The organism is Rhodococcus sp. NPDC057014, from assembly GCF_042673295.1.
Classification (GTDB): Bacteria; Actinomycetota; Actinomycetes; order Mycobacteriales; family Mycobacteriaceae; genus Rhodococcus_F.
This window is the reverse complement of sequence record NZ_JBHUSF010000106.1, coordinates 1-25,338: the sequence shown is the minus strand read 5'-3', so window position 1 is coordinate 25,338 and position 25,338 is coordinate 1. Positions and strand designations below refer to the sequence as shown.

The following is a 25,338-nucleotide window of genomic DNA, read 5'->3' as shown; positions in this document are numbered from 1 at the left end:
GACGGAATCGGTCCGAATTACGCCGCTGTGACCCGCCGCACGCTAGTTCGACAGCACTTTGACGCCGGCGAAGTTGCGCTTTCCGCGCCGAACCACGAGCCACGTCCCGTGCAGCAGATCGCCTGATTCGGGAGTCCAGTCCTCACTGGAGATCTTCTGGTTGTTGATGGAGGCGCCGCCTTCCTTCACGGCGCGGCGGGCCGCACCCTTGCTCTCGCACAATCCGCTGAGAACGAGAAGGTCGACGATGCTGGAGGGCTCGCCCGGCGCGAGTTCCGCAACGGATGCCTCCTGAAGGGCGGCGCCGAGCGTCGGCTCGTCCAGGTCCTGCAGTTCCGCGCGGCCGAACAGTGCCTGACTCGCGAGCTCCACGGCACGGGTATTTGCTTCGCCGTGCACGAGTGTCGTCATCTCGGCGGCGAGCCTGCGCTGGGCCTCGCGGGCATGCGGCCGCTCGGCGGTCGCCGTCTCCAGTTCCGCCAGCTCCTCGGCAGTGAGGAACGTGAACCACCGCAGGTACTTGATCACGTCGGCGTCGCCGGTGTTCACGAAGTACTGGTACCACGCGTAGGGGCTCGTCATCTCCGGGTCGAGCCACAGGCTTCCGCCTCCCGTCGACTTTCCGAACTTCTTGCCGTCCGCCGAAGTGACGAGCGGGACGGTCAGACCGTGCACCGATTCGGCGTCGACACGCCGGTTCAGCTCGACGCCGGCGATGATGTTTCCCCACTGGTCGGATCCGCCGACCTGCAGCGAGCAACCGTGGCTGCGTCGCAGGTGCAGGTAGTCGTTGGCCTGGAGCAGCATGTAGCTGAACTCGGTGTAGGACATGCCGTCGGTTTCGAGGCGGCGCTTCACGGTATCCCGCGCGAGCATCACGTTGACGGAGAAGTGTTTGCCCACGTCGCGGAGAAAGTCGATGGCCGACAGCTTGCCGGTCCAGTTCATGTTGTTCTCGATGACGGCGCCGCTCGGCGAGTCGTCGAAGTCGACGAACCGTTCGAGCTGACCCCGGATCCGATCGGCCCATTCCGCCACGGTGTCGGCCGAGTTCATCGTGCGTTCACCGACGTCGCGGGGATCGCCGATCAGACCGGTCGCGCCACCCGCCAGCACGATGGGACGGTTACCCGCGCGCTGGAATCGCTTCAGCGCGAGCAGCGGCACGAGGTGTCCGGCGTGCAAACTCGGTCCGGTCGGATCGAAACCGGCATAGAGCGTGACCGGTCCAGCGTCGAGATCACGGCGCAGCGCGTCCAGATCGGTTGATTGGGCAATGAGCCCGCGCCAGGTCAGTTCATCGATGATGTTCTCAGTCACGGGTTCGATCATCCCATCCGCTCGTCGGCGGGCATCGCACGCGGGCTTCTCCGGTATACGGACACGGCCGGCGACTCCGGAATCCAGAAGCGCCACGGGCGGTCGGCGGCCGCGCTGACCCCGACCCGCGGGCCGCTTACCCAGCCGTCCGAATCCGCAACCTCCAGCCGAACGGGCGAATCGGTTTCGAACAGTGCCGCACCGTTCTCGGCGAGGGTGACGCCGGTCGCGGACCCCAGGTTGCCGGGCCCGCGCGCCCAGTCGGCCGGTCTCGTCACGCGGGGTCTGCGTGCCTGGACCGTCGCGGACCCGTCGAGCACTTCGCCCGCACGCAACAGCACGCCGCCCGCGGTGCCGACCGGCCCGTAGGACACGTTCATGCAGAAGTGCATCCCGTAACTGCGGTAGACGTACAGGTGCCCGGCCGGGCCGAACATCACCTCGTTGCGCGAGGTCCTCCCCCGGTACGAGTGCGAAGCCGGGTCGGGCCACGGGCCGTCCTTCTCCCCGCCGTACGCCTCCACCTCGACGATGCGGATCCGGACGTCGCCGACGATCAGCGTGGATCCGAGGACGATGTGCGCGGCGTCCACGGGTTCCGCCCGGTCGAGTCGATGGATGGTCACGTCCCCGATTCTCCACAACCGTTGACGATGCCACCCCGACGGTCGCATAATTCATCACACAATGAATTCACCCTGTGATGAATTGAGGCCCCGCCATGAATGGCAGCGCAGCGATCGACATCCGTGATCTGCACGTGCGCCGAGGCAGGAACGAGGTGCTGCACGGCATCGACCTCCAGGTGCCGAGCGGATCCATCACCGGCCTCCTCGGACCCTCCGGATGCGGAAAGACCACGCTGATGCGGTGCGTGGTCGGCACTCAGATCGTGGAATCCGGGACCGTCACTGTGCTGGGGTCCCCCGCAGGCTCGGTCTCGTTGCGAAGCCGCGTCGGGTACGTCACCCAGTCCCCCAGCGTGTACGCCGACCTCACGGTCAGGAAGAACGTCGCCTACTTCGCCGCGCTCTACGGTCAGCCGTCGAGCGCGGTCACCGAAGCGGTCGACGCGGTGGGGCTGACGCGCTTCGCCACCCAGAAGGCGGCAGATCTGTCGGGAGGCCAGCTCGGCCGGGTCAGCCTCGCGTGCGCGCTGGTAGCGCGACCCGAGATCCTCGTCCTCGACGAACCCACCGTCGGCCTGGACCCACTCCTGCGCGTCGAACTCTGGGAGCGGTTCGAGGAACTCGCCGCCGCCGGCACCACCCTGCTGGTGTCGAGCCACGTCATGGACGAGGCCGAACACTGCGCGTCGCTCCTGCTGATGCGGGACGGTTACGTTCTCGCGCAGGTCTCCCCCGGCGGGCTCCGGGAACAGACCGGAGAAACGAGCCTCGAAGACGCCTTCCTGAACCTCATCCGCGCATCACATGTCGGGAGTGAGAACTGATGAACGTCACGATCTTCGCGGCCACGGCGGGCCGGATCCTCGCGCAACTGCGGACGGATCACCGCACCGTCGCCATGATTCTGGTGGTGCCCAGCCTCCTGATGGTGCTGCTGTACTTCCTGTATCAGAACGTTCCGGCGCCGCCCGGTCAGCAATCGCTGTTCGAGCGCGTCGCGATCACGATGCTGGGCATCCTGCCGTTCGTCGTGATGTTTCTCGTCACGTCGATCGCGATGCAACGCGAACGGACGTCCGGCACACTGGAACGCCTGCTCACGACACCGATGGGCAAACTCGACCTGCTCGGTGGCTACGCCGCGGCATTCTCCAGCGCCGCTGCAGCACAGGCGGCGCTGGCGTGTGCGGTCTCGTTCGGATTCCTCGGCCTCACCACCGAGGGCAGCGTGACGTGGGTGCTGCTGATCGCCGTGCTCAACGCGATCCTCGGCGTGGCACTCGGTCTGCTGTGCAGCGCGTTCGCGCGCACCGAATTCCAGGCGGTGCAGTTCATGCCGGTGGTCGTGGTTCCCCAGCTCTTCTTGTGCGGGCTCCTCGTTCCACGCGATCAGCTGCCCACCTGGCTGGAGTGGATCAGCAACGTCCTCCCCCTCAGCTACGCCGTCGAGGCGTTACAGCAGGTCGCCACCCACCCCGGGGCGACCGGCCTCATGTGGCGCGACCTCGCGGTGGTCGCCGCCTTCGCCCTGCTCGCACTGTCTCTCGGCGCCGCAACGCTGAGGCGCCGCACACCATGACCGACCCCGCGACACGCACTGACGGCGCCCCCGGGCTGCGGACCGGACGACGCCCCGGCAACCCGGACACTCGTTCACGAATCCTGACTACCGCACGAAAACTGTTTGCACAGAACGGCTTCGACAAGACGAGCGTACGTTCCGTGGCTACCGGCGCAGGCGTCGACTCCGCTCTGGTCCACCACTACTTCGGAACCAAGCGACAACTGTTCCTCGCGTCGGTGGACATTCCGGTGGACCCGACGAAGGTGATCGCGCCGGTGCTCGACACCCCGCCGGACGAGATCGGCAGCCGCCTCGCCCGGGCCGTGTTCTCCGTCTGGGAGTCGCCGCACAAGCCCGCCGTCGTCGCTGCGTTCCGGTCCGCGATGGCGGGGAACGAACCGACCCTCATCCGCACGTTCCTCCTCGAGGTCGTGCTCCGAGACCTCGGACCGCGCGTCGACGAACCACCCGGAACCGGCATGCTGCGCATGCAATTGGTGGCATCGCAGATGGCCGGTGTGCTGGTGACGCGGTACGTCCTCGAATTCGAGCCACTCGCGTCGCTGCCCGTCGACGACCTGGTCGCGATCGTCGCCCCGACGTTGCAGCGCTATCTCACCGGCGATCTGCCGGTGTGATCAGGCCTCGCCGGCCGCCCGGGCGAGCAGCGTCTCGTGCTCGGCCGCCTCGACGTCCCTGGCCTCGTCGATCAGCAGGACGGGGATCCCGTTCTCGATGGGATACGCCCGCCGCAGGCGAGGGTTGTAGAGCAACTCGTCTCCGACCAACAGCAGAGGACCCTTGTCCTGTGGGCACGCGAGAATGCCGAGCAACGTCGGATCAATAACCACGGAAGTCCTCTCCAACCGTTCGGGTGAGCAGTGTCAGGCTACCGCGCGCCGGCGGGCACTCCGGCGGAGCCGTCCTGGAACTCGGCGGCCACTGCCTTGGTCAGGCGCCGGTACCGGCGCGATTCCGGATCGGCGTACCACACACGGGTTCCCGGCTTGGGCAGGCCGGCAGCGCTCAAAGCATCGGAATTCGGGCGGTACGAGGACCCCAGCGGAATGTCCCCCACCACGTGGATGATGTCGGGCCGCAGCGCGGGAGCAAGCCCGTCGAGCGCGTCCGCGATCTCCGCCAGTCTCGGTGGCGGCCCGTCGCGCAGGGTGAACGCGGCAACGGCCAGCGTGCGGCCACCGACGACCACCCCGTAGGCCACCGCGAGGTCGACACGATCGACGGACCCGAGCGCGTCGACGATCGGCTGGGTGAACACCGCGCCCCGGGGAGTCGCGATCACGGTCTTCCGGTGGTCGACCAGCCAGTAGTCCCCGTCGGCGTCGCGGCGGAAGAGGTTTTCCGTCGGAATCCACGCATCACCCGCGGCGAAGATTCCTCGCATCGCGCCGCCGGACATCTCGGCGTGCACACCCGCCCTGCCGAGGAGCAGACCGACCTCGTCGTCCTCGCACTCGCGGATGAATCCCTGCTCGTCCTCCAGCAGCCGGCCGGCGATCGGGTCGTAGGCCGCGAGCCGCACCTCGGCGCTGCCGGGCAGGGGCCGCCCTTTCGCCCCGACCTTCGCACCTGCGACGTTCGCGAGAACCACGTCGCCCTCGGTGGAGGCGTAGAACTCGAGGACCTTCGCCGGTGCGAACCGTTCCGTCGTGCGGCGCCACAAGCCCTGCGGCATTCCGGATCCGATGAAGAGCCGGACGGGATGGCTTCCGTCGAGCGCGAGGTTCTCGGCGTCGAGGATCTCTCGCATCATCGTCCACGTGTAGCTGACCACCGTCACGCCGTAGCGGTGGACCTCCTCGGCGAACCGCTCGGCGTCGAGTCCGCGCGAGAGCGCGATCCGCGATCCCCCCGCCACGGCGCCACCGATCGCGGCGAGAAGACTCGACGAATGATGCAGAGGCGCAAGGCAATACACGGTGTCGCCGCGGTCGAGATCGGCGGCCGAGGCCGTCCCGAACGCCGAGAGCGCCCACCGGTAGTTCGTGATCTGCTTGGTCTCCCAGTGCCCGTTGGACTCACTGCAGATGATGAACGCCAATTCGCGGGCCAGTCCGGGATCTGGCCGGTACCAGCCCGGCAACGTCACCGTGCCGGGGTCGATCTTCTCGAGATCGACGACGTTCGCCGACGGATCCACGTCGAGTTCGCGCTGGGCGCCGCCGCCGAGCACGAGCACCTGGATGCCGGTGGCGATCGCGGCGTCCAGATTCTCCGGATCGGTGACGATGCGCTCGACACCGTCGATGCGGAGGGCGGTGTGGACTTCCCGGCCCGGGGGCAGGAGGACCGCGACGGCACCGAGACGGGACAGCGCGACGATGGCGGCGAGCGCGCTCGGGCGCGTCTGCATCACGACGCCGACGTGAGCGGCGGGACGGACACCGGCATGGATCAGACCGCGGACCACGTTGTCGATCCGCTGATTGACCGCCTCGTAGGTGTGCACGCGATTGTCGAAGAGGAAGCACTCGCCTCCCGGCGCCTTGCGACGCTGCTCGGCCAGCAACCGGCTGAGCGAGATCTGGGTGTGCGGCTGGATCTGGCCGAGCCGGGCCAGCCTCGGCAGCGCCCGCGTGGCCTCGCCGGACAGTTCCACCGTGCCGCGCAACGCGCCGGACGCGAAGTCGCTGATCCCTTTGCCGACACCGACACCCACCTCGGCGACCGACGCCACGGTGTGAATGATGCGGTCGCTGATGGACACTCCGGATTCGCTACCGAAGTGCTCGTCGTAGCGCATGAGCTCGATGTTGGTGGGGCGCGGCCCCAGCCCCTCGTTCCACAGCACCCACTTGCCGGTCGTCGGCCACGTGTGGGTCGCCGCGGAAGAGCCGACGACGAGACCGAAATGCCCTGCCCGCAAAGTCGATTCGTATACGTTCGCGCGCGGGGCGGCCCGGCGGATGCCGCGGACGGCCAACGGCTGGCCGATGTCGTCGACCTCTCCCACGAACGCGAGGACGGGGCAGGTCAACTCCGCGAGCGACACCACCTGGTCCTTGATCACGAACCCGCCGGTCATCATGCGGTTGTGCACGATGAACTGCTTGAGCAACTCGGCGACCGCCGGTCCGGACCACGCGACCCACCCCTCGGTGGCGAGGAACCGTCGCTGCTGTTCCCGCGGCAACAGAGCTTCCCTGTCGTGCAACTGACGGAGGAAATCCAACCTCGACTTCAGTGTCTTGACGGGGTCCAGGAGCTGAAAGCCGGTGCGGGCCATCCACCCCGACACCGCGAGCCGGTTGAAGACGTGGTCCGCGAGGAAGTCGGCAGCGTCGGTGGCGAAGCCCGCCGGGATCCCGAACGGCAGCCCGGCGAGCGTGTCGACCGGACTGCCGAACGTCACGAGTCCGGCGATGTTGCGGCTGCGGCGGTACGCGGCGGCCTGATAGGCGAACATGCCGCCCTGCGAATACCCGGAGAGATAGACGTCACGTCCGGTGTGCGACCGCACCTGGTCGATGATCTCACTGATCGCGACGATGTGGTCGGCGAGATTCCGATCCCAGCCGCCCTCTTCGGAATCCGGTGATCCGAAGTCGACCACCCACGGGTCGATTCCCATCGAGCGCAGTATGCCGACCGCACCCTGGTCCCGTGTCACGTCGTAGACGTCGGCCGACATCATCATCGGCGGGACCAGGACGATCGGGGGGCCGGCGTCGGCCGGGTCCGTGTCGGGGAAATACCGTCGGAGCCGATACATCGGTGCGCGTTCGACCACCTCGAACGGCGATGTGGTGAGGTCCGTCTCGAGTCCGCCGAGACGAACCACCTCCAACCCGTTCTGCGCCGTCGCCACCACGCGACGGATCGGGCCCATCACCGTTTCGGTATTCAGTCCCACGAATACTCTCCCAGACTCTCGAACCGTGACGCACGTCTCGCTGCCGCCCGCCCTCACCCTACTGCGCTCGACGCGTCACACAGCCCCTAATCCGGGGCGTCCGACGCCGGTGTCATCGACACCACTCGCGCAGCGACTCGGACAGCTGACGGACCCCGCCCAACTGTTCGGCCACACGAATACCGGCCGTGCCGCCGCGGGCGTTACGCGAGGCGATCGAGCCCTCGACGGTGAGCACCTCCCGCACGTCCGGGGTGAGAGCCGGATCGACTCCGGCGAGTTCCTCGTCGGTGAGATCCTCGAGTCCGGCGCCCCGCGCCTCGGCGACGCGGACACACGCCCCCGCAGCCTCGTGGGCGACGCGGAACGGAACGCCCTGACGGACGAGCCACTCGGCGATGTCGGTGGCCAGCGTGAAGCCCGCCGGTGCCAGTTCCGCCATTCGATCCGTGTGGAATTCGAGAGTGGACACCAGTCCGGTGATCGCCGGGAGCAGCAACTCGAGCTGCGCCACCGAATCGAAGACCGGCTCCTTGTCCTCCTGCAGATCCCGGTTGTACGCCAGCGGCTGCGCCTTCAGCGTCGCCAGCAGACCGGTCAGATTGCCGATCAGCCTGCCCGACTTGCCGCGGGTCAGCTCGGACACGTCGGGGTTCTTCTTCTGCGGCATGATCGACGAGCCGGTCGACCAGGCATCGGCGAGCGTGATGTAGCCGAATTCCGGAGTGCTCCACAGGATGACCTCCTCGGCCATCCGCGACAGGTCGACGCCGATCATCGCGAGCACGAACGCCGCCTCGGCCGCGAAATCCCGCGACGAGGTGGCGTCGATCGAGTTCTCCGCCGACGAATCGAACGCGAGTTCCGCGGCGATCGCCTCCGGATCGAGCCCGAGCGACGAACCGGCCAGCGCCCCGGAACCGTACGGCGACACGGCCGCCCGCGCGTCGAAGTCCCGCAGCCGCGCAACGTCACGAAGCAACGGGTGCGTGTGCGCCAGCAGGTGGTGCGCGAGCAGCACGGGCTGCGCGGCCTGCAGGTGGGTCTTGCCCGGCATCACCGCGGACGGGTGCGCGGAAGCCTGCGTCGCGAGGGCGTCGACGACGTCGAGGACACCCTCGGCGACGCGGCGCACCGCGTCCCGCAGCCACATCCGGAACAGGGTCGCCACCTGATCGTTGCGCGAACGCCCCGCGCGGAGGCGTCCCCCGACCTCGGGACCGACCCGATCGATCAGACCGCGCTCGAGCGCCCCGTGCACGTCCTCGTCGGATTCGCTCGGGACGAACTCACCGCTCGCGACGTCGTCCGCGAGCCTGCCCAGACCGTCGAGCATCGTCGCCAGGTCGTCGTCACCGAGCAGGCCGGCCTTGTGCAGCACCCGGGCGTGCGCCGGGGAGGCGCGGACGTCGTACGGGGCCAGCACCCAGTCGAAGTGGGTGGATTTGCTCAGCGCCGCCATGGCGGCGGCCGGCCCGGACTCGAACCGGCCGCCCCAGAGGGCTCCTTCGTTGGTGCCGTGAGCACTCATGCCTAGAGGCCCAGATCGCGCTTCGCCGCGACCTTCGAGGACAGCCCGTGGATCTGCACGAATCCCTTGGCGTACGACTGGTCGAACGTGTCGCCCTCGTCGTAGGTGGCCAGGTTGAAGTCGTACAGCGACTGGTTGCTGCGGCGGCCGTTGACGATGATCGCGCCACCGTGCAGCACCAGCCGGATGTCGCCGGAGACGCGTTCCTGCGTCTTCTCGATGAACGTGTCCAGCGCGACCTTCAGCGGGGAGAACCAGAGGCCGTCGTACACCAGCTCGCTCCAGCGCTGCTCGGTCTGGCGCTTGTAGCGACCCAGCTCCCGCTCCTGCGTGACGTGCTCGAGTTCCTGGTGGGCGTTGATGAGGACCATGGCGCCGGGAGCCTCGTAGATCTCGCGGCTCTTGATGCCGACGAGACGGTCCTCGACGACGTCGAGGCGGCCGACGCCCTGAGCGCCTGCGCGGCGGTTGAGTTCCTGGATGGCTTCCAGGACGCTGACGGGCCTGCCGTCGATCGCGACGGGGCGTCCGGCCTCGAAGCTGATGATCAGCTCGTCGGGAGCCTGCCAGTTGACGGTCGGATCCTGTGTGTAGTCGTAGACGTCCTTGGTCGGCGCGTTCCACAGGTCCTCGAGGAACCCGGTCTCGACGGCGCGGCCCCACACGTTCTGGTCGATCGAGAACGGCGACTTCTTGGAGACGTTGATCGGGATCTCGTTCTCCTCGGCGAACGCGATCGCCTTCTCACGAGTCCACGCGTAGTCGCGGACCGGCGCGATCACGTCGAGGTCGGGAGCGAGCGATCCGAATCCCACCTCGAACCGGACCTGGTCGTTGCCCTTGCCCGTGCAGCCGTGTGCGACGGTGGTGCCGCCGTGGGCACGCGCGGCCTCGACGAGGTGCTTGACGATCAGCGGGCGGCTGATGGCCGACACGAGCGGGTAGCGGTCCATGTAGAGGGCGTTGGCCTGGATGGTCGGCAGGCAGTATTCGTCGGCGAATTCGTCGCGGGCGTCGACCACGACCGACTCGACCGCACCGCAGTCGAGTGCACGCTGGCGCACGACCTCCATGTCCTCGCCGCCCTGGCCGAGATCGATGGCGACAGCAACAACTTCCTTGCCGGTCTCCTTGCCGATCCAGCTGATGGCGACTGAGGTGTCCAGCCCGCCCGAGTAGGCGAGTACGACGCGATCGGCCATGGTCCTTGTGCTCCTTAGGTTGAAGATCTGTAGAGATGATTCAGTTGTCAGGCGAGGGATTCGATCTTGGCCGCGAGTTCCGCCCCGCTCAGCGGCTCACGTGCCACCACGAGAATGGTGTCATCCCCCGCGATGGTTCCCACGACGTCAGGTAATGATGCCCGATCGAGTGCACTCGCCAGATAGTGCGCTGCCCCCGGGGGGGTTCTCAGCACCGCCATGTTGCCACTGGCATCGGTCGACACCAGTAGCTCCCCCAGCAACCGCGACAGCCGGTCGGTTCCGCCGGAGACGCCGCGGACGGGATTTCCGTCCTCGGGCACCACGTACACCCCGGCGCCGCCGTCGGCGGCGCGGAGTTTCACGGCACCGAGTTCTTCGAGGTCGCGCGACAGCGTGGCCTGGGTGGCGTCGATGCCTTCGGCCGCGAGGAGGGTCGCGAGTTCGGTCTGGCTGCGGACCGGGTTGTTCGACAGGATCGCGACGATGCGTGCCTGCCGACCCGCCCGGGTCGGCGCCGTGGCCGCGTTCGCGGCTCGCTGCGGGGGTGCCGCATTCACGGACGGTCTCCGGTTCGTTGTGCGAGCAGCCACACGAGCAGTGCCTTCTGCGCGTGGAGTCGGTTCTCCGCCTCGTCCCAGACGACGCTCTGCGGTCCGTCGAGGACGGCGTCGGTGATCTCTTCGCCGCGGTGAGCGGGCAGGCAGTGCAGGACCACCGAGTCGGCGTCCGCCTTCGCGAGCAGCGCCTCGTTGATCTGGAACGGGCGGAAGGGTCCGACCCGGTCGAGTCCGTCGTTCTCCTGGCCCATCGACGTCCAGGTGTCGGTGACGAGTGCGTCCGCTCCGACGACCGCCGCCTGCGGATCCTCGGTGAGAGTGATGGTCGCGCCGGTGTCGGCGGCCCGCGCGCGGGCTGCGTCGACCACCCAGGGCAGGGGTGCGAATCCCTCGGGGCTGGCAATGGTCACGTCGACGCCGGCGGTGACACCGCCCAGCATCAGCGAGTGCGCCATGTTGTTGGCGCCGTCGCCGAGATAGGTGAGCTTCAGGCCCTTCAGGGAGCCTTTCCGCTCCGCGAGGGTCTGCAGGTCGGCCAGGACCTGGCAGGGGTGGAACTCGTCGGACAGCGCGTTGACGATCGGGACGTCGGCGCCGGATGCCATCGCCTCGAGCCGCTTCTGCCCGAACGTGCGCCACACCACGGCGTCGACGTACCGCGACAGAACGCGGCCGGTGTCCTGCAACGTCTCCTCGCGGCCGAGCTGGGTGCTGCGCCCGTCGACGACGATCGCGTGACCGCCGAGTTGTGCGATGCCCATCTCGAACGAGAACCGGGTGCGCGTGGAGTTCTTCTCGAAGATCACGCCGACCCCGCGCGGGCCTTCGAGCGGACGTTCGGCGAACGGGGCCTTCTTCAGCCTGGCGGCGAGCTCGAGGACCTCGGCCTGCTGTTCGGGGGTGAGGTCGTCGTCCCGGAGAAAGTGTTTCACCACGGTCGTCACTGCTTTCCCGGCTGAGCGGCCGATTGCGCGTTGTCGAGGATCGCAGGCAGGGCCGCGACGAATCCTTCGGCCTGTTCGTCCGTGAGGACGAGGGGCGGAGCGAGCCGGACGACGCCCGGCTGCGCGGCGTTGAGGAGGTATCCGGCCTCGCGGGCGGAGTTCTCCACCGCGGGCGCCACGTCCTGGGTGAGGACGATGCCGAGCAGTAGTCCGGCGCCGCGGACGTGGTCGATCAGCGGGTGGCCGAGACTTTCGATGCCTGCCGACAGTGTCTTGCCGAGCGTGTCGGCGCGGGAGATGAGGTCGTCCTCGGCGATGGTCCGAAGCACGGCGAGCGCTGCCGCCGCGCAGACGGGGTTCCCGCCGAACGTCGTGCCGTGCTTGCCCGGCCCGAACAGATCCGCGGTCGCGCCGGTGGCGATGCAGGCGCCGATCGGCATCCCGCCACCCAGGCCCTTCGCGAGAGTCATGACGTCGGGCACGATCCCGACCGCCTGGTGAGCGTAGAACCAGCCGGTGCGGCCGATCCCGGTCTGCACTTCGTCGAGCACGAGCAGGGCGCCGCGATCAGCGGTGATCTGCCGTGCGCCTGCGAGGTATCCCTCCGGCGGAACGACGACTCCGCCCTCACCCATCATCGGCTCCAGGAACACGGCTGCGGTGTCGGCGTCGACGGCGCGATCGAGTGCGTCGAGGTCGCCGTACGGGACGTGCACGACACCCGGGGGCATCGGCTCGAACGGCGCCCGCTTGGCGGCCTGCCCGGTGAGCGCGAGAGCGCCCATCGTCCGGCCGTGGAACGAGTTCTCCGCCGCGATGATCTTCGATCGTCCCGTGGCCCGCGCGAGCTTGAACGCCGCCTCGTTGGCCTCGGTGCCGGAATTGCAGAAGAAGACCCGCCCGGGAGCACCCAGATGCGACAGCAACTTCTCGGCCAGTTCGATCGCCGGTTCGCTGGCGTACAGATTCGACACGTGCCCGAGCGTCGACAATTGCGCCGTGACGGCCTCGATGATCGCCGGGTGGGCGTGCCCGAGGATGTTGACGGCGATGCCGGCGAGGAAGTCGACGTACTCCTTGCCGTCGGCGTCGGTGAGCACCGCACCCTGACCGCGCGTGAGAGCCACCCGGGGGACGCCGTAGGTATTCATCAGGGCGCCGGACCAGCGCTGCTGGAGTTCCGGGGTTCCGGTCATGGGGCAACTCCCTCGGTAGGTGAAGTCGGGGCGGGCGTGACCATCGTGCCGATGCCCTCGCCGGTGAACAGTTCGAGCAGAACGGAATGCGCGAGGCGGCCGTCGATGACGTGTGCTGTGGGTACGCCGCCGCGGACCGCGCGCAGGCAGGCCTCCATCTTGGGCACCATGCCGGCGTCGAGGGTCGGCAGCAGTTGCGCGAGCGCGTCCACGTCGATCTCGGTGGCCAGCGAATCGCGGTCCGGCCAGTTCGTGTACAGCCCTTCGACATCCGTGAGGACCACGAGCTTCTCGGCGCCGATGGCCTCGGCGAGCGCGGCGGCGGCGGTGTCCGCGTTGATGTTGTGCACCACACCGTCCGAGTCGGGGGCGATGGTCGACACCACGGGAATCCGGCCCGCGCGGATGAGGTCGAGAACGGCCTCCGGATTCACGGTCGTGACGTCGCCGACGAGTCCGATGTCCGTCGGCCTGCCCTCGACCATCACGGTGCGCTTGGTGGCGGTGAACAGGTGCGCGTCCTCACCGGAGATCCCGACGGCGTACGGGCCGTGGGCGTTGATCAGCCCGACCAGTTCGCGGCCGACCTGACCGAACAGCACCATCCGGACGACGTCCATCACCTCGGGGGTGGTGACGCGGAATCCGCCCTTGAATTCTCCTGTCATGCCGAGTTTTCCGAGCATGGCGTTGATCTGGGGGCCGCCGCCGTGCACGACGACCGGCTGAATTCCGACCGTCCGCAGGAACGCCATGTCGGCGGCGAACGCCGTCTTCAGCGCGTCGTCGACCATGGCGTTGCCGCCGTACTTCACGACGACGACCTTGTCTCGGAACTGCTGCAGCCACGGCAGCGCCTCCGCCAGGACGTGGGCCTTCTGGTGATCGGTGATGCCGGTGAGCGCTTCGCTGGCCGCTGTCATGACGAATACGCCGAGTTCTCTTCGACATAGGCGTGCGAGAGGTCGGTGGTCCGGATGGTCACCGCGTGCTCGCCCAGACCCAGGTCGATATCGAGGGCGATGTCGATGTCGCTCAGATCCACGTCCCGCGCACCCGGGGCGCCGACGCCGTCGATGCAGACGGGGGCGCCGTTGAACGACACCGAGATCTTGTCGGGGTCCAGCTCGATCGGCGCGATGCCGATCGCGGCGAGGACCCGGCCCCAGTTGGGGTCGGAACCGAACAGCGCTGTCTTGACGAGGCTGTCCCGCGCCACCGTCCGGGCCCCGATCAGCGCGTCGTGCTCGCTGACCGCGCCGCCGACGGTGACCCGCACCCGCTTGGTGACGCCCTCCGCGTCGGCCATCATCTGATCGGCCAGATCGTCGCAGACGGCCGTCACGGCGGCATTCAGTTCGTCCTGGGTGGGTGTCACGTTGCTCGCGCCGGACGCGAGCAGCAGCACGGTGTCGTTCGTCGAGGTGGCACCGTCGACGTCCAGCCGGTCGAACGTCACCCGGGTCGCGGCCCGCAGCGCGGTGTCGAGTTGGGCCGCGGTCGCGACGGCGTCGGTCGTCACCACGCACAGCATCGTCGCGAGCGCGGGTGCCAGCATGCCCGCACCCTTCGCCATTCCGCCGACGTTCCACTTCCCCGCATGATGCAGGGCGGCCTGCTTCGGCACCGTGTCGGTGGTCATGATCGCGTACGCGGCGTCCGTGCCGCCCGAGATTCCGCCTGCGAGTTCGTGGACGGCCTCCGTGACGCCGGTCAGGACCTTGTCCATGGGCAGGCGGTCGCCGATCAGACCGGTCGAACACACCGCGACCTCGACGGCACCGGTCTCGGTGCCCCAGTTGCTCAGCGCCGACGCCACCTCCTCGGCCGTCTTGTGCGCGTCCTGGAATCCGCCCGCACCCGTGCACGCGTTGGCACCACCCGAATTGAGCACGACGGCGCGCAGCCTGCCCGTGGTGAGCACCTGCTGTGACCACAGCACCGGAGCGGCCTTCACCTTGTTCGCGGTGAAGACGCCTGCCGCCGCGAGTTCCGGTCCCTCGTTGAGCACAAGGGCCAGGTCGGCGTTGCCGCTCGCCTTGATACCCGCCTTGATCCCGGACGCGCGGAAGCCCGCGGGCCCCGACACTCCCTGGCTTCGGACCAGGGTGCCGCCGGCGACTTCCCGGGTCGGGTGCGGATCGATCGTGCTGTCACTGCTCACGGGGCAACTCCCACTGTCGAGAGACCGGCGGTCTCGGGTAGTCCAAGCGCAAGATTCATCGATTGCACCGCTCCTCCGGCGGTGCCCTTCGCGAGGTTGTCGATCACCGCGACGACGACGAGCTGTCCGGCGTCGGCATCGACCGTCACCGCGATCTGAACCGCATTCGAACCGACGACCGCACCGGTCTGGGGCAGCACGCCCTGGGGCAGCACGTGCACGAACGGCTCGTCCGCGTATGCCTTTTCGTAGATCGCGCGCACCTCGTCCTCGGACGAGGTGGTGACCGCGGTGCAGGTCGCGAGGATGCCGCGCGGCATCGGTGCGAGCACGGGGGTGAACGACACGGTGACAGGCTCACCGGCGAGTTCGGAGAGATTCTGGACGATCTCCGGGGTGTGGCGGTGCACGCCGCCGACGCCGTACGCGCGGACCGACCCCATCACCTCGGAGCCGAGCAGATCGGCCTTGGGGGCACGTCCCGCGCCGGACGCGCCGGTGACCGCGACGATCGTGACCCGCGGTTCGACGATGCCCGCCGCGACCGCGGGGGCCATCGCCAGGCTCGACACCGTCGGGAAGCACCCGGGGACGGCGATGCGCGTGGCGCCCGCCAACTTCACGCGGGCACCGGGGAGTTCCGGAAGTCCGTACGGCCAGCTCCCTGCGTGCGGGCTCTTGTAGTACCGCTCCCAGTCCTCGGCGTTCGTCAGCCGGAAGTCCGCGCCGCAGTCGATGATGACCGTGGACTCGGGCAGATCCTTCGCGTACTGCGCCGAATTGCCGTGCGGCAGACCGAGGAACACCACGTCGTGACCGGAGAGCGTGTCGACGGTGGTGTCTTCCAGCACTCGGTCGGCGAGGGGAAGCAGGTGCGGATGGTGCGAACCCAGGGTCGAGCCGGCGTTGCCGCCGGCGGTGAGCGCGCCGATGACGAGCGAACCGTCTGCATACGACGGGTGCCCCAGCAGCAGACGCAGCACCTCGCCACCGGCGTATCCGCTCGCGCCGGCGACGGCAATCCTGATCGGTTTTCCCGCGTGCTCAGTCATACGATTGATTATGCATCATCATGCAAGCTAATACACAACGTGGTCTCCCGGCGGGACGGAAACTGCGGTCACTGCTTGCCGAGCGACCGCCGGATCTCGTCGAGTTTGGCCCTACCCGCCTTCTCCCGCTTCTCCCACGCGTCCTCCAGAGAGTGCCCCGACGGGCTGTCGTGCGCCAGTTCCGAGGAGCCCATCGCCGTGCCGAACCGTCCCTCGATCCGCTCACGGACGCGGTCGAACGTCGGGACACCGCCCGGGGTGTAGTCCGGCTCCGGCACCCCCGGCACGACGTGGGGCACGACCTCCGCCGTCACCGGATCCTCGGCCGGAATCGCCGCGCCCACGTCCACGGCCGCGAGAAGTGCGCCGAGCCCCGGACGTCCGGCGGCCACCGCGCGCACGACCTCGAGGAACTCGGCGTCGGTCAACTGACTCGCCGCCGCCACGACGTCGCGCACCTCGGTCATCGCACCGCTCCTCACCGCCTCGGGCCCTCCACCCAGGCTACGGGTCAGCTGCGCAGTTCGGCACCCACCGCGGCGGTCGCCGCGGCGACCGCGGCATCGCGGGCGGCGCTCGCCTCGTCCTCGGTCAGGGTGCGGTCGGCGCCCCGGAATCGCAGTGCGAACGCCAGCGACTTCCGGCCCTCCCCGACCTGCTCGCCCTCGAACACGTCGAACAGCCGGATGTCCTCGAGAAGTTCCCCGCCACCCGACCGCAGGGCGGCCTGGACCTCGGCCGCGGGAACCGCGGTGTCCACGACGACCGCCACGTCCTGAAGGACCGCGGGGAAGGGCGAGACCGTCGGCGCGGGCAGATTCTCCACCAGCGGCAATGCGCTCAGATCGATCTCCACCGCGCTCGTCCGCGGGGGAAGGCCGGCGCGCTCGAGCACTGCGGGGTGCAACTCGCCCGCGTGCCCGACGACGACGCCGTCCACGAGAAGCTCCGCGCCGCGGCCCGGGTGCCACGGCAGGTACTGCGCCGCGCGGAACTCCAGCTCGACACCGGCCGCGGCGGCCACCGTGCGGGCTGCGGCAAACGCGTCGGTGGCGTCGGCTGCGCGTCCCGCGCCCCACGGACCACTCGGCTCACGCTGCCCGGTGAGCACCGCCGCCACGTGCACCGGCTGATCCGGCAGCGACTGCAGCAGCGCCGTGATCTGCTCGTCGGTCGGACGACGGTCCACCGGCAGCGCCGCAACCGGCTTCGTGTCCGCGCCGGGCAGCACGACCTGCGCGATGCCGAACAGCGACAGGTCGCGCTGTCCGCGGGAGACGTTGCGGGCGAGGACCTCGAGCAGTCCGGGCAGCAACGTGGTGGCCAGTTCGGGCCGATCCGATTCGAGCGGATTGAGCACCCGGCTGGTGTTCCTGCGCGGATCTTCCGGATCCAGCCCCCACGTGTCGAACACGGCGGTGGGCAGGAAGACGGGGGGAAGGATCTCGACATACCCCGAGAACGCCAGGGCACGGCCGACGGCCCGCTTCCGGCGCTGCGTCGGCGTCAACCCACGTCCCGCGGGGGCCGCGGGCAGCACCGACGGAATCTTCTCGAGACCCTCGAGGCGCAGCACCTCCTCCACCAGGTCGGCCGGCTGCACCAGGTCGGGGCGCCACGACGGCGGGGCCGCGACGAGCTGGCCGTGACCGCTGTCGCTGACCCCGACCTCGACGTTGCAGCCGATCTGCGTCAGGCGGCGCGCCGCGGTGCCCGTGGGGTACTCGACACCCGCGACGCGGTCGGGAAGGTCGATGTCCATGCGGATGGGCCGGTGCGCGGTGACCTCGCCGATGTCGGTGAGCGCCGACTCGACCCGCCCACCGGCGATGTCGACGAGCAGTGCGGCCGCGCGGTCCAGTGCCGCGACGGGGATCTCGGGATCGACGACGCGTTCGAAGCGCTTGCCCGCCTCACTCGTCAGCTTGTGCCTGCGCGCGGTCTTGAACACCGCGAGCGGATCCCAAGTGGCCGCCTCGAGCAGAATGTCGGTGGTCCCCGGTCCGACCTCGGTGGACGCACCTCCCATGATGCCCGCCAGCGACACGACTCCCGAGTCGTCGGCGATCACGACGTCCTCGGGGTCGAGGACGCGCTCGGTCTCGTCGAGAGTCGTCAACTTCTCCCCCGCCACTGCGCGGCGCACGACGAGTTCGCCGCTGATCTTCGCGGCGTCGAACGCGTGCAGCGGCTGGCCCAGTTCGAGCAGAACATAGTTGGTGACGTCGACGGCCGGCGAGATCGGGCGGACACCCGACAGCAGCAACCGGCGCTGCAGCCACCACGGGCTGACCGCATTCGGATCGATACCCGTCACCCGGCGGGCGGCGAACCGCGTCGCCTTCGACTCCGGTTCGACGCGGATCGGCCACGCCTCCCCGTCCACCGGCGACGGCGGCAGCGCCGCAGGGTCGGCGAAGTCCAGGTCGAACCCGCACGCCAGTTCACGGGTGAGCCCGCGGACGGAGAAGCAGTAGCCGCGGTCCGGGGTGATGTTGAGTTCGATGACCGTGTCGTGCAGACCCATCAACTCGTTCGCGTCCGCGCCCGGAAGCGCGGTGCCCGGCTCGAGGACGAGGATGCCCGAGTGGTCCTTGCCGATGCCCAGTTCGGCCACCGAGCAGATCATCCCGTCGGAGACCTGCCCGTACGTCTTGCGGGACGCGATGGCGAAACCACCGGGCAGAACTGCACCCGGGAGCGCGACCACCACGAGGTCGCCTTCGGCGAAGTTCCGGGCGCCGCACACGATGCCCTGCGGCTCGGCCGCTCCCACATCGACCTTGCAGAAGCGGATCGGCTTCTTGAATTCGGTGAGCTCGGTGATTTCGAGAACCTTGCCGACCACGAGGGGGCCGTCGACCGGCTCGAGCCGGTCGACTTCCTCGACCTCGAGCCCGACCCGGACGAAACCTGCGTCGAGTTCCTCGGCGGTGACGTCCCAGTCCGGGGTGGCACGCTGCAGGATCTCGGTCAGCCAGGATTGCGCTACTCGCACGTCTGCTCAGCTCTCTCGTTCGTGAAAATGTCGTGACTGTGGTGGACGGGATCCGGGTGACGCGGGGTCAGCCCTGGACACCGAAGGGCAGCGTGAAACGCACGTCGCCCTCGACGATGTCGCGCATGTCCGGGATCCCGTTCCGGAACTGGAGTGTGCGCTCGAGCCCCATGCCGAACGCGAACCCGGTGTACACGTCGGGGTCGATTCCGGAGGCGCGCAGCACATTCGGGTTGACCATTCCGCAGCCGCCCCACTCGACCCAGCCTGCGCCGCCCTTCTTGTTCGGGAACCACACGTCCACCTCGGCGGACGGTTCCGTGAACGGGAAGTAGTTCGGCCGCATCCGGGTGCGGGTCTCGGGGCCGAACAGTGCGCGGGCGAACGCGTCGAGCGTGCCGCGCAGATGTGCCATGGTGAGGCCCTTGTCGACCGCGAGCCCCTCCACCTGGGAGAAGACGGGGGTGTGCGTCGCGTCGAGTTCGTCGGTGCGGAACGTCCGCCCGGGGCACACCACGTAGATCGGCACCTCGCGCGAGAGCATCGTGCGCACCTGCACCGGCGACGTGTGCGTGCGGAGCACCTGCCGCGAACCCTCGGGTGCGAGGTGGAACGTGTCCTGCATCGTCCGGGCAGGGTGATCGGGCAGGAAGTTCAAGGCATCGAAGTTGAAGTGCTCGGTCTCCACCTCCGGCCCCTCGGCGACCTCCCAGCCCATGGCCACGAACACGTCCTCGACCTGCTCGGAGATGATGCTGATCGGGTGGCGGGCACCCACCGGCTGACGCTGCGACGGCAGCGTCACGTCGATGGCCTCGGCCACGAGCACTGCGGCGTCGCGCTCGGCGAGCAGCACGGCGCGGCGCTCGTCGAAGGCCGCGCTGATCCGGGTGCGGGCGACGTTCACGCGCTTGCCCGCGTCGGCCTTCTCCTTGCCCGGCAGGGCTCCGAGTCCGCGGCGAGCGAGGGCGATCGGCGACTTGTCGCCCATGTGCTCGACCTTGGCCTTCGCGAGGTCGTCGAGATCCGCCACCGACGCGAACGCCTTCTCGGCGCTCTCCGCCGCCGCAGTCAAGGCGTCCTCGGTGAGCGCACTCGCATCGACCGCGCCGCCTTCGACCCCCGTGGAGGCAGCGCCCTCTTTTTTAGCCACGACCGGTGCCACTCCTTAAGTTCTTTCAGTCAACACTCTCGACGAAACCGAAACAGCTCGCCGTCAAATCCTATGCGATCCGATTTTCGCCGTTTCAGCTGTCGGTTCGCTTGCGGTTCTGGACCCGCGCGCTCGAATACAGGCAGATCGACGCGGCCGTCGCCAGGTTGAGGCTCTCGGCTCGACCGTGGATCGGAATCCGCACTCGGTGGTCCGCCCGCGCCGCGGTGGCCGCGTCGAGGCCGTGGGCCTCGTTGCCGAACAACCACGCCGTGGGGCGGGCCAGGAGTTCGTCGGCGTCGTCCAGATCGACTTCGCCGTCCGCCGCCGTGGCGAGCACCTGAATGCCCGCCGCGGTGATGCTGTCGAGAACCGCGGCCGTGTCCCGTTCACGCACCACCGGAAGATGGAAGAGACTTCCAGCGGATGCCCGGACACACTTGCCGTTGTGCGGGTCGACGCTGTCGCCCGCGAGAATCGCCGCGTCCGCGCCCACCGCGTCCGCGACCCGGATGACGGTGCCCGCGTTGCCCGGCTCCGCGACCGCGACCGGAACCGCCAGCAGGCGGGTTCCGGGGCCCATCGCCTCGGCCAGCGGAACGTCGAGGAGATCGCACACCGCGACGAGACCCGGCGGGGTCACCGTGTCGCTGAGCGCACGGACCGCCCGGTCCGTCACCAGCGACGTGCGGACACCCGCTGTGTGCGCCCGGTCGATCAGCGTCGAGTACCTCTGCTCCGCGTCCGCGGTGAAGAAGAGGTCGTGCACCGGGTGGGTGGCGAGTGCCTCGCCGACGGAGTTCTCCCCCTCCACCAGGAATCGCCCGACCTTCCGGCGTTCCGCGGTACGCAGCAGCTTGACAGCAGAAACGACCCGTGGTGTGCGCTCGGTGAGCGGGTCCACGGGTCGTTTCCGAGGCTCGAAAGGCCCGGGTGCGAGACTCAGGCTGCTTCTCCGGCCGGAGCGTTCACGTCAGCCGGGAGGGCTGCCTTGGCGAGGGCCACGAGGCCGGCGAATGCCGCGGCGTCGGACACGGCCAGCTCGGCGAGGTTCTTGCGGTCGACCTCGATCTCGGCCAGACGCAGACCCTGGATCAGGCGGTTGTACGTGATGTCGTTCGCCCGTGCAGCGGCGTTGATACGCGTGATCCACAGCTTGCGGAAGTCGCCCTTGCGCGCACGGCGGTCACGGTAGGCGTAGGTCAGCGAGTGGAGCTGCTGTTCCTTGGCCTTGCGGTACAGGCGCGAGCGCTGTCCGCGGTAGCCGCTGGAGGCTTCGAGAATCGAACGACGCTTCTTCTGGGCGTTTACCGCCCTCTTTACGCGTGCCACTGAAAAATCCTGTCAATCTTGGGGCGGTGAGCTGCCCCGGGTGGTCAGTAAAAGGGGTGTCGACTCAGATGTCGAGCAGGCGCTTGATGCGAGGAGTGTCAGCCTTGCTGACGACAGCCACGCCATCGAGGCGACGGGTCACCTTGGTGGCCTTGTGCTCGAGCAGGTGGCGGCGACCGGCCTTCTGGCGCAGGATCTTTCCGCTGCCGGACACCTTGAATCGCTTCGCGGTGCCGCTGTGGGTCTTCGACTTGGGCATGGAGTCCTCAGTTCTCTGTATCCGGACCGTGATCCGGGTCGTGCTGGTGTAGTCGGACTAGCTGGTCGGCGCTTCGCCGGGCGTAGTGCCGCCCGCCTGCTCCGCAGGTGTCGCCGGAGCCTGCGCCGGTGCGGGAGTTGCCCGCTGCGCCGGCGGCGCGGCGGCGCTCTCCTGCGCCTTGACACGGGTCTTCGCGCCCTTGTGCGGAGCGAGCACCATCGTCATGTTTCGACCGTCCTGCTTGGCGGACGTCTCCACGAACCCGAGATCCGCGACGTCTGCACCGAGACGCTGCAGCAGCCGGAAACCGAGCTCCGGACGCGACTGCTCACGTCCGCGGAACATGATCGTGACCTTGACCTTGGATCCGGCCTCGAGGAAGCGCACGACGTTGCGCTTCTTGGTCTCGTAGTCGTGATCGTCGATCTTGGGACGGAGCTTCTGCTCCTTGATGACCGTGAGCTGCTGGTTCTTACGCGACTCACGAGCCTTCTGCGCGGCCTCGTACTTGAACTTGCCGTAGTCCATGATCTTGCAGACCGGCGGGCGAGCGTCGGGGGCCACCTCGACCAGGTCGAGATCGGCCTCGAGGGCCAAGCGGAGTGCATCTTCAACACGCACGATGCCAACCTGTTCACCTCCGGGTCCGACGAGGCGGACCTCGGGAACTCGGATGCGATCGTTGATGCGGGTCTCAGTGCTGATGGGGCCTCCTAGGTTGAACGGTCTTGTCTCGAGACCGCCGGCAGCCCGTACGCCCGGATTCCCAACAAAAAAGCCCCGCTGCGGTGAATGACTCTCACCATGCGGGGCCCGATGTCGACCGATCAGACGAACTCACGGCTCACGCCGATCCCTCATCTCCTCACACTCGAGGAACCCGAGCCGAGTAACCTCGGACCGAGCGACCGGACCACTGAGCTGCAGTTTTACCTGCCGCGCAGAGGTGGGAGTCGGACTCCACTTGCTGCCCCCGACAAATCCGAAGGCGGTCGTTGCACCAAGGGTAACATTTGCGCACGTCGCGAGCTAATCGATGCCGGGACGTTGTGTCCCACGGCCACCTGGCCGCTATGTCATCGGCCGCTGGTGGAATCCTCTAGGGCATGACGGACAACATCGATGACACCCCGAACGACGGCACCGTGAGCGGCGGTGACCAGAATACCGACGTCCGGGAACTGGCCGACGTTCCCTCGGTCGAGGTCATCAGCCGGGCCGCGGTCATGCTCATGAGTTCGGCAGCCGAGAAACTCGGCCTGTCCGACGCCGACCCCGATTCCAGCCCCCACCGCGACCTCGACGAGGCCCGACGAGTCATCACGGCCCTCGCCGGCCTGGTGACCGCGTCCATCGAGTACCTCGGACCGCACGCGGGGCCGATCCGCGAAGGCCTGCAGGCGCTGCAGCGCGCGTTCCGCGAAGCCTCTTCGCACCCGGACGAGCCCGGCAAGGGTCCGGGTGAGAAGTACACCGGTCCCGTGTACTGACATGGCGGGCAGAAACAAGACCGAGCAGACTTCGGCCGGCGTCGACGAGTTCCTCGACACGATCGCCGACCCGGTGAAGCGCGCCGACAGCGCACGGCTGGTGGAACTGCTCACCGCCGCGACGGGAGAGCCCGCCGCGATGTGGGGAACCAGCATCGTCGGATTCGGCTCCCGCCACTACCGGTACGCCAGCGGCCACGAGGGCGACACCGCCCTGATCGGATTCTCGCCGCGGGCGGCGGCACTCACCCTGTATCTCTCCCTCGACTTCGCCGAGCACGAGGCCGAACTCGCCGCGCTCGGCAAGCACAAGGTCGGCAAGGGCTGCCTCTACGTCAAGAAACTCGCCGACGTCGACGAGTCGGTTCTCGTCTCGCTGGTGAACCGATCCGTGGCGGCCGCCCGCGCGCTCTGATCGCCCTCACCGGTCGAATACGGTGCGCGCGTCGGCGGGCGGTTCGCCGAAGAGGTCCGGATCCCGCGGGACGAACGACCGGCCGGTGAGGGTGGCGTCGGAGACCCGGTCCAAGCGGAACCAGCGCACACCCGCCCGCCTGAGGCACCACGCGACGAGGAACCACGACCCCCTCGTGTGCGCCAGAAGGTGCGGTTCGACGACCCGCTCGGTGCGCGCGCCGTCCCGGTCCACATACCGCAGGGACACCATCAGTTCGCGCTGCAGTCCGTCTTCGACGACGCGGCGGATATGGGGTTCCGCGCCACCTCCGGTGCTGTCTCGCCGGATCCACACCTTCGCGCCGAGCTGCTCCACCCGCTCCCTCGACTCCGCGTCCATCACGTCGAGCAGCTTGGCGAGCGCGGCCCGCCCGTCGGTCGCGAACGGCGCATCGCGAAAGGCCGTGAGGGCGAGCGCCACCGAGACCGCCTGAGCGGGAGTGAAATTCACCGGCGGCAACGTGCCGTGCCCGATGATCCCGTATCCCCCACCCGGTCCGGCAGTGGCCCGGATCGCGGCACCCGACGACTGCAGCACGGCGATGTCCCGCTTGATCGTGCGGGGCGTCACCTCGAACTGCGCCGCCAACTGCTCCGCGGTCCGGCCCCGGTCACCCGCGCGGCGCAGTTCTTCCGTCAGGGCATGGAGGCGAGCTGGACGATCCATGAGGGCAGTCTGCCGAACGTCCACGACAATATCCCGATTCCGATCGGGCGATTCCGTTATGAGACTGTGACGAATACGGTGACACGCTGATGTCACCGTTGCGGGTTCACTCTTGTTTCATGACTCGGAGAAGCGAAGTACACGGCAGCACAGGCACTCACATCATTCTGGTCCCCGGATTCTGGCTCGGCGCGTGGGCCTGGGAGGCAGTGGAATCCGGCCTGACCCGGCAGGGACATCACGTCACCGCGCTGACGTTGCCCGGACTCGACTCCATCGGCAGCGACCGCGCCGGCGTCCGCCTGGACGACCACGTCGCCGCGATCACGGAGGCGATCGCCAACACCCCGTCGTCGGAGCGCGCGGTGGTCGTGGCGCACAGCGGTGCGGGGCCGGTGGCGTACGCGGCGAGCGATCGGGTGCCCGACCGACTCGCCCACATCGTCTACGTCGACTCGGGACCATTGCAGAGCGGTACCGCGCTGCGCGACGATCTCGACCCGGCGGTCGCCGAGATTCCGTTGCCGTCGTGGTCCGAACTCGAGGCCGAAGGCAGCAGTCTCGACGGACTCGACGACGACACGCTCGACACGTTCCGCAACCGGGCGGTGCCCATGCCCGCCGGACCGGCGAGGGACACGGTCGAACTCACAGACAGCAGGCGGCTGGACGTGCCGACCACGGTGATCTGCACCAGTTTCCCGTCCGAGGTCATCCAGCAGATGGCCGCAGCGGGTCATCCGATGGCGGCCGAACTCGCGCAGATCGCGAAGGTCGACTACGTCGATCTGCCGACGGGACACTGGCCGATGTGGTCGCGGCCCGCAGACCTCGCGACCGCGATCGACGCGGCCGCGAGGGACTGACCGGATTCAGCTGACTGCTGCGGCCTTCTTCGGCGCCCGCTTACGCGGTGTCGCCGTGGTGGCCGCGGCAGTCTTCTTCGC

At 68.5% G+C, this 25,338-nt stretch carries 26 protein-coding genes; 6 read left to right on the top strand and 20 right to left on the bottom strand.

Annotated features, from left to right (window positions below; all coding sequences use genetic code 11):
• Positions 1-42 precede the first annotated feature (42 nt).
• Together tyrS and ACFTZB_RS21285 are read right to left on the bottom strand one after the other, a co-directional pair.
• Positions 43-1,320: a tyrosine--tRNA ligase gene (tyrS, locus tag ACFTZB_RS21290; protein ID WP_378433915.1), complete on the bottom strand. Its 1,278-nt coding sequence runs from the start codon at positions 1,318-1,320 to the stop codon at positions 43-45.
• An 8-nt stretch (positions 1,321-1,328) separates the two neighbouring features.
• Positions 1,329-1,946, bottom strand: coding sequence for a DNA-3-methyladenine glycosylase (locus tag ACFTZB_RS21285; protein WP_378433914.1), 618 nt, complete (start codon positions 1,944-1,946; stop codon positions 1,329-1,331).
• A gap of 95 nt (positions 1,947-2,041) precedes the next feature.
• On the opposite strand from ACFTZB_RS21285, the gene ACFTZB_RS21280 reads away from it, so the two are divergent.
• From ACFTZB_RS21280 to ACFTZB_RS21270, 3 genes are read left to right on the top strand one after another with little or no spacing between them, the layout of a single operon-like run.
• A complete protein-coding gene (locus ACFTZB_RS21280) occupies positions 2,042-2,773 on the top strand; it encodes an ABC transporter ATP-binding protein (RefSeq protein WP_378433913.1) in 732 nt (243 codons plus the stop codon).
• Positions 2,773-3,528, top strand: coding sequence for an ABC transporter permease (locus ACFTZB_RS21275; protein ID WP_276144358.1), 756 nt, complete (start codon positions 2,773-2,775; stop codon positions 3,526-3,528). The genes ACFTZB_RS21280 and ACFTZB_RS21275 overlap by 1 nt, the downstream gene beginning before the upstream one ends.
• Entirely contained in the window at positions 3,525-4,151 is a 627-nt protein-coding gene (locus tag ACFTZB_RS21270; RefSeq protein ID WP_378433912.1) for a TetR family transcriptional regulator, read from the top strand. The genes ACFTZB_RS21275 and ACFTZB_RS21270 overlap by 4 nt, the downstream gene beginning before the upstream one ends.
• On the opposite strand, the gene ACFTZB_RS21265 is transcribed toward ACFTZB_RS21270, so the two are convergent.
• The 17 genes from ACFTZB_RS21265 to infC form a co-directional block, all read right to left on the bottom strand.
• The gene (locus ACFTZB_RS21265) at positions 4,152-4,364 is read right to left on the bottom strand and encodes a Trm112 family protein (RefSeq protein ID WP_378433911.1); all 213 of its coding nucleotides are present in this window, start codon (positions 4,362-4,364) and stop codon (positions 4,152-4,154) included.
• A 38-nt stretch (positions 4,365-4,402) separates the two neighbouring features.
• A complete protein-coding gene (locus tag ACFTZB_RS21260; protein ID WP_378433910.1) occupies positions 4,403-7,387 on the bottom strand; it encodes an acyl-CoA synthetase in 2,985 nt (994 codons plus the stop codon).
• 112 nt (positions 7,388-7,499) lie between these two features.
• A complete protein-coding gene (gene argH, locus ACFTZB_RS21255; RefSeq protein WP_378433909.1) occupies positions 7,500-8,918 on the bottom strand; it encodes an argininosuccinate lyase in 1,419 nt (472 codons plus the stop codon).
• Between the two features lie 2 nt (positions 8,919-8,920).
• A complete protein-coding gene (locus tag ACFTZB_RS21250; protein ID WP_007295785.1) occupies positions 8,921-10,120 on the bottom strand; it encodes an argininosuccinate synthase in 1,200 nt (399 codons plus the stop codon).
• Positions 10,121-10,167: 47 nt separating this feature from the next.
• Positions 10,168-10,680: an arginine repressor gene (locus ACFTZB_RS21245; protein ID WP_378433908.1), complete on the bottom strand. Its 513-nt coding sequence runs from the start codon at positions 10,678-10,680 to the stop codon at positions 10,168-10,170.
• Positions 10,677-11,624, bottom strand: a complete 948-nt coding sequence (gene argF / locus ACFTZB_RS21240) for an ornithine carbamoyltransferase (protein WP_378433907.1) — start codon at positions 11,622-11,624, stop codon at positions 10,677-10,679. Before argF ends, ACFTZB_RS21245 begins: the two co-directional genes overlap by 4 nt.
• A complete protein-coding gene (locus tag ACFTZB_RS21235; RefSeq protein WP_378433906.1) occupies positions 11,621-12,820 on the bottom strand; it encodes an acetylornithine transaminase in 1,200 nt (399 codons plus the stop codon). Before ACFTZB_RS21235 ends, argF begins: the two co-directional genes overlap by 4 nt.
• Positions 12,817-13,743: an acetylglutamate kinase gene (gene argB, locus ACFTZB_RS21230; protein ID WP_378433905.1), complete on the bottom strand. Its 927-nt coding sequence runs from the start codon at positions 13,741-13,743 to the stop codon at positions 12,817-12,819. Before argB ends, ACFTZB_RS21235 begins: the two co-directional genes overlap by 4 nt.
• Positions 13,740-14,984: a bifunctional glutamate N-acetyltransferase/amino-acid acetyltransferase ArgJ gene (gene argJ / locus ACFTZB_RS21225; protein ID WP_378433904.1), complete on the bottom strand. Its 1,245-nt coding sequence runs from the start codon at positions 14,982-14,984 to the stop codon at positions 13,740-13,742. The genes argB and argJ overlap by 4 nt, the downstream gene beginning before the upstream one ends.
• Entirely contained in the window at positions 14,981-16,036 is a 1,056-nt protein-coding gene (gene argC, locus ACFTZB_RS21220; RefSeq protein ID WP_378433903.1) for an N-acetyl-gamma-glutamyl-phosphate reductase, read from the bottom strand. Before argC ends, argJ begins: the two co-directional genes overlap by 4 nt.
• Before the next feature lie 68 nt (positions 16,037-16,104).
• Positions 16,105-16,503, bottom strand: coding sequence for a hypothetical protein (locus ACFTZB_RS21215; protein WP_378433902.1), 399 nt, complete (start codon positions 16,501-16,503; stop codon positions 16,105-16,107).
• A 44-nt stretch (positions 16,504-16,547) separates the two neighbouring features.
• A complete protein-coding gene (gene pheT, locus ACFTZB_RS21210) occupies positions 16,548-19,034 on the bottom strand; it encodes a phenylalanine--tRNA ligase subunit beta (protein WP_378433901.1) in 2,487 nt (828 codons plus the stop codon).
• Between the two features lie 67 nt (positions 19,035-19,101).
• A complete protein-coding gene (gene pheS, locus ACFTZB_RS21205) occupies positions 19,102-20,187 on the bottom strand; it encodes a phenylalanine--tRNA ligase subunit alpha (protein ID WP_378433900.1) in 1,086 nt (361 codons plus the stop codon).
• A 94-nt stretch (positions 20,188-20,281) separates the two neighbouring features.
• A complete protein-coding gene (locus ACFTZB_RS21200) occupies positions 20,282-21,091 on the bottom strand; it encodes a TrmH family RNA methyltransferase (RefSeq protein ID WP_378433899.1) in 810 nt (269 codons plus the stop codon).
• A gap of 38 nt (positions 21,092-21,129) precedes the next feature.
• Positions 21,130-21,519 (bottom strand): 50S ribosomal protein L20, encoded by a 390-nt coding sequence (rplT, locus tag ACFTZB_RS21195; protein WP_005247385.1) that lies wholly within the window; start codon positions 21,517-21,519, stop codon positions 21,130-21,132.
• 64 nt (positions 21,520-21,583) lie between these two features.
• Positions 21,584-21,778, bottom strand: a complete 195-nt coding sequence (rpmI, locus tag ACFTZB_RS21190) for a 50S ribosomal protein L35 (RefSeq protein WP_005247390.1) — start codon at positions 21,776-21,778, stop codon at positions 21,584-21,586.
• A gap of 57 nt (positions 21,779-21,835) precedes the next feature.
• Positions 21,836-22,483 carry a translation initiation factor IF-3 gene (gene infC / locus ACFTZB_RS21185; protein ID WP_072949281.1) on the bottom strand — a complete coding sequence of 216 codons (648 nt, stop codon included), beginning with the start codon at positions 22,481-22,483 and terminating at the stop codon, positions 21,836-21,838.
• Positions 22,484-22,884: 401 nt separating this feature from the next.
• Here infC and ACFTZB_RS21180 point away from each other — a divergent pair, with 401 nt between their 5' ends.
• On the top strand, positions 22,885-23,268 hold the full coding sequence (locus ACFTZB_RS21180; RefSeq protein ID WP_072949283.1) for a DUF1844 domain-containing protein: 384 nt from the start codon (positions 22,885-22,887) through the stop codon (positions 23,266-23,268).
• Between the two features lies 1 nt (position 23,269).
• Positions 23,270-23,683 (top strand): DUF1801 domain-containing protein, encoded by a 414-nt coding sequence (locus ACFTZB_RS21175; protein ID WP_378433898.1) that lies wholly within the window; start codon positions 23,270-23,272, stop codon positions 23,681-23,683.
• Between the two features lie 6 nt (positions 23,684-23,689).
• Here the strand turns inward: ACFTZB_RS21175 and ACFTZB_RS21170 are convergent, their stop codons facing one another.
• Positions 23,690-24,391 carry a helix-turn-helix transcriptional regulator gene (locus ACFTZB_RS21170; protein ID WP_378433897.1) on the bottom strand — a complete coding sequence of 234 codons (702 nt, stop codon included), beginning with the start codon at positions 24,389-24,391 and terminating at the stop codon, positions 23,690-23,692.
• 119 nt (positions 24,392-24,510) lie between these two features.
• Between ACFTZB_RS21170 and ACFTZB_RS21165 the strand changes: the two genes are divergently transcribed.
• Positions 24,511-25,257: an alpha/beta fold hydrolase gene (locus ACFTZB_RS21165; RefSeq protein WP_378433896.1), complete on the top strand. Its 747-nt coding sequence runs from the start codon at positions 24,511-24,513 to the stop codon at positions 25,255-25,257.
• The last annotated feature ends 81 nt before the right edge of the window (positions 25,258-25,338 follow it).

Excerpts from the sequence above, each read along its gene's own strand:
- ACFTZB_RS21280 (WP_378433913.1), top strand. The coding sequence starts at position 2,042 with ATGAATGGCAGCGCAGCGATCGACATCCGTGATCTGCACGTGCGCCGA.
- ACFTZB_RS21275 (WP_276144358.1), top strand. The coding sequence starts at position 2,773 with ATGAACGTCACGATCTTCGCGGCCACGGCGGGCCGGATCCTCGCGCAA.
- ACFTZB_RS21270 (WP_378433912.1), top strand. The coding sequence starts at position 3,525 with ATGACCGACCCCGCGACACGCACTGACGGCGCCCCCGGGCTGCGGACC.
- argH (WP_378433909.1), bottom strand. The coding sequence starts at position 8,918 with ATGAGTGCTCACGGCACCAACGAAGGAGCCCTCTGGGGCGGCCGGTTC.
- ACFTZB_RS21250 (WP_007295785.1), bottom strand. The coding sequence starts at position 10,120 with ATGGCCGATCGCGTCGTACTCGCCTACTCGGGCGGGCTGGACACCTCA.
- ACFTZB_RS21235 (WP_378433906.1), bottom strand. The coding sequence starts at position 12,820 with ATGACCGGAACCCCGGAACTCCAGCAGCGCTGGTCCGGCGCCCTGATG.
- argB (WP_378433905.1), bottom strand. The coding sequence starts at position 13,743 with ATGACAGCGGCCAGCGAAGCGCTCACCGGCATCACCGATCACCAGAAG.
- argC (WP_378433903.1), bottom strand. The coding sequence starts at position 16,036 with ATGACTGAGCACGCGGGAAAACCGATCAGGATTGCCGTCGCCGGCGCG.
- ACFTZB_RS21215 (WP_378433902.1), bottom strand. The coding sequence starts at position 16,503 with ATGACCGAGGTGCGCGACGTCGTGGCGGCGGCGAGTCAGTTGACCGAC.
- rpmI (WP_005247390.1), bottom strand. The coding sequence starts at position 21,778 with ATGCCCAAGTCGAAGACCCACAGCGGCACCGCGAAGCGATTCAAGGTG.
- ACFTZB_RS21180 (WP_072949283.1), top strand. The coding sequence starts at position 22,885 with ATGACGGACAACATCGATGACACCCCGAACGACGGCACCGTGAGCGGC.
- ACFTZB_RS21175 (WP_378433898.1), top strand. The coding sequence starts at position 23,270 with ATGGCGGGCAGAAACAAGACCGAGCAGACTTCGGCCGGCGTCGACGAG.
- ACFTZB_RS21170 (WP_378433897.1), bottom strand. The coding sequence starts at position 24,391 with ATGGATCGTCCAGCTCGCCTCCATGCCCTGACGGAAGAACTGCGCCGC.
- ACFTZB_RS21165 (WP_378433896.1), top strand. The coding sequence starts at position 24,511 with ATGACTCGGAGAAGCGAAGTACACGGCAGCACAGGCACTCACATCATT.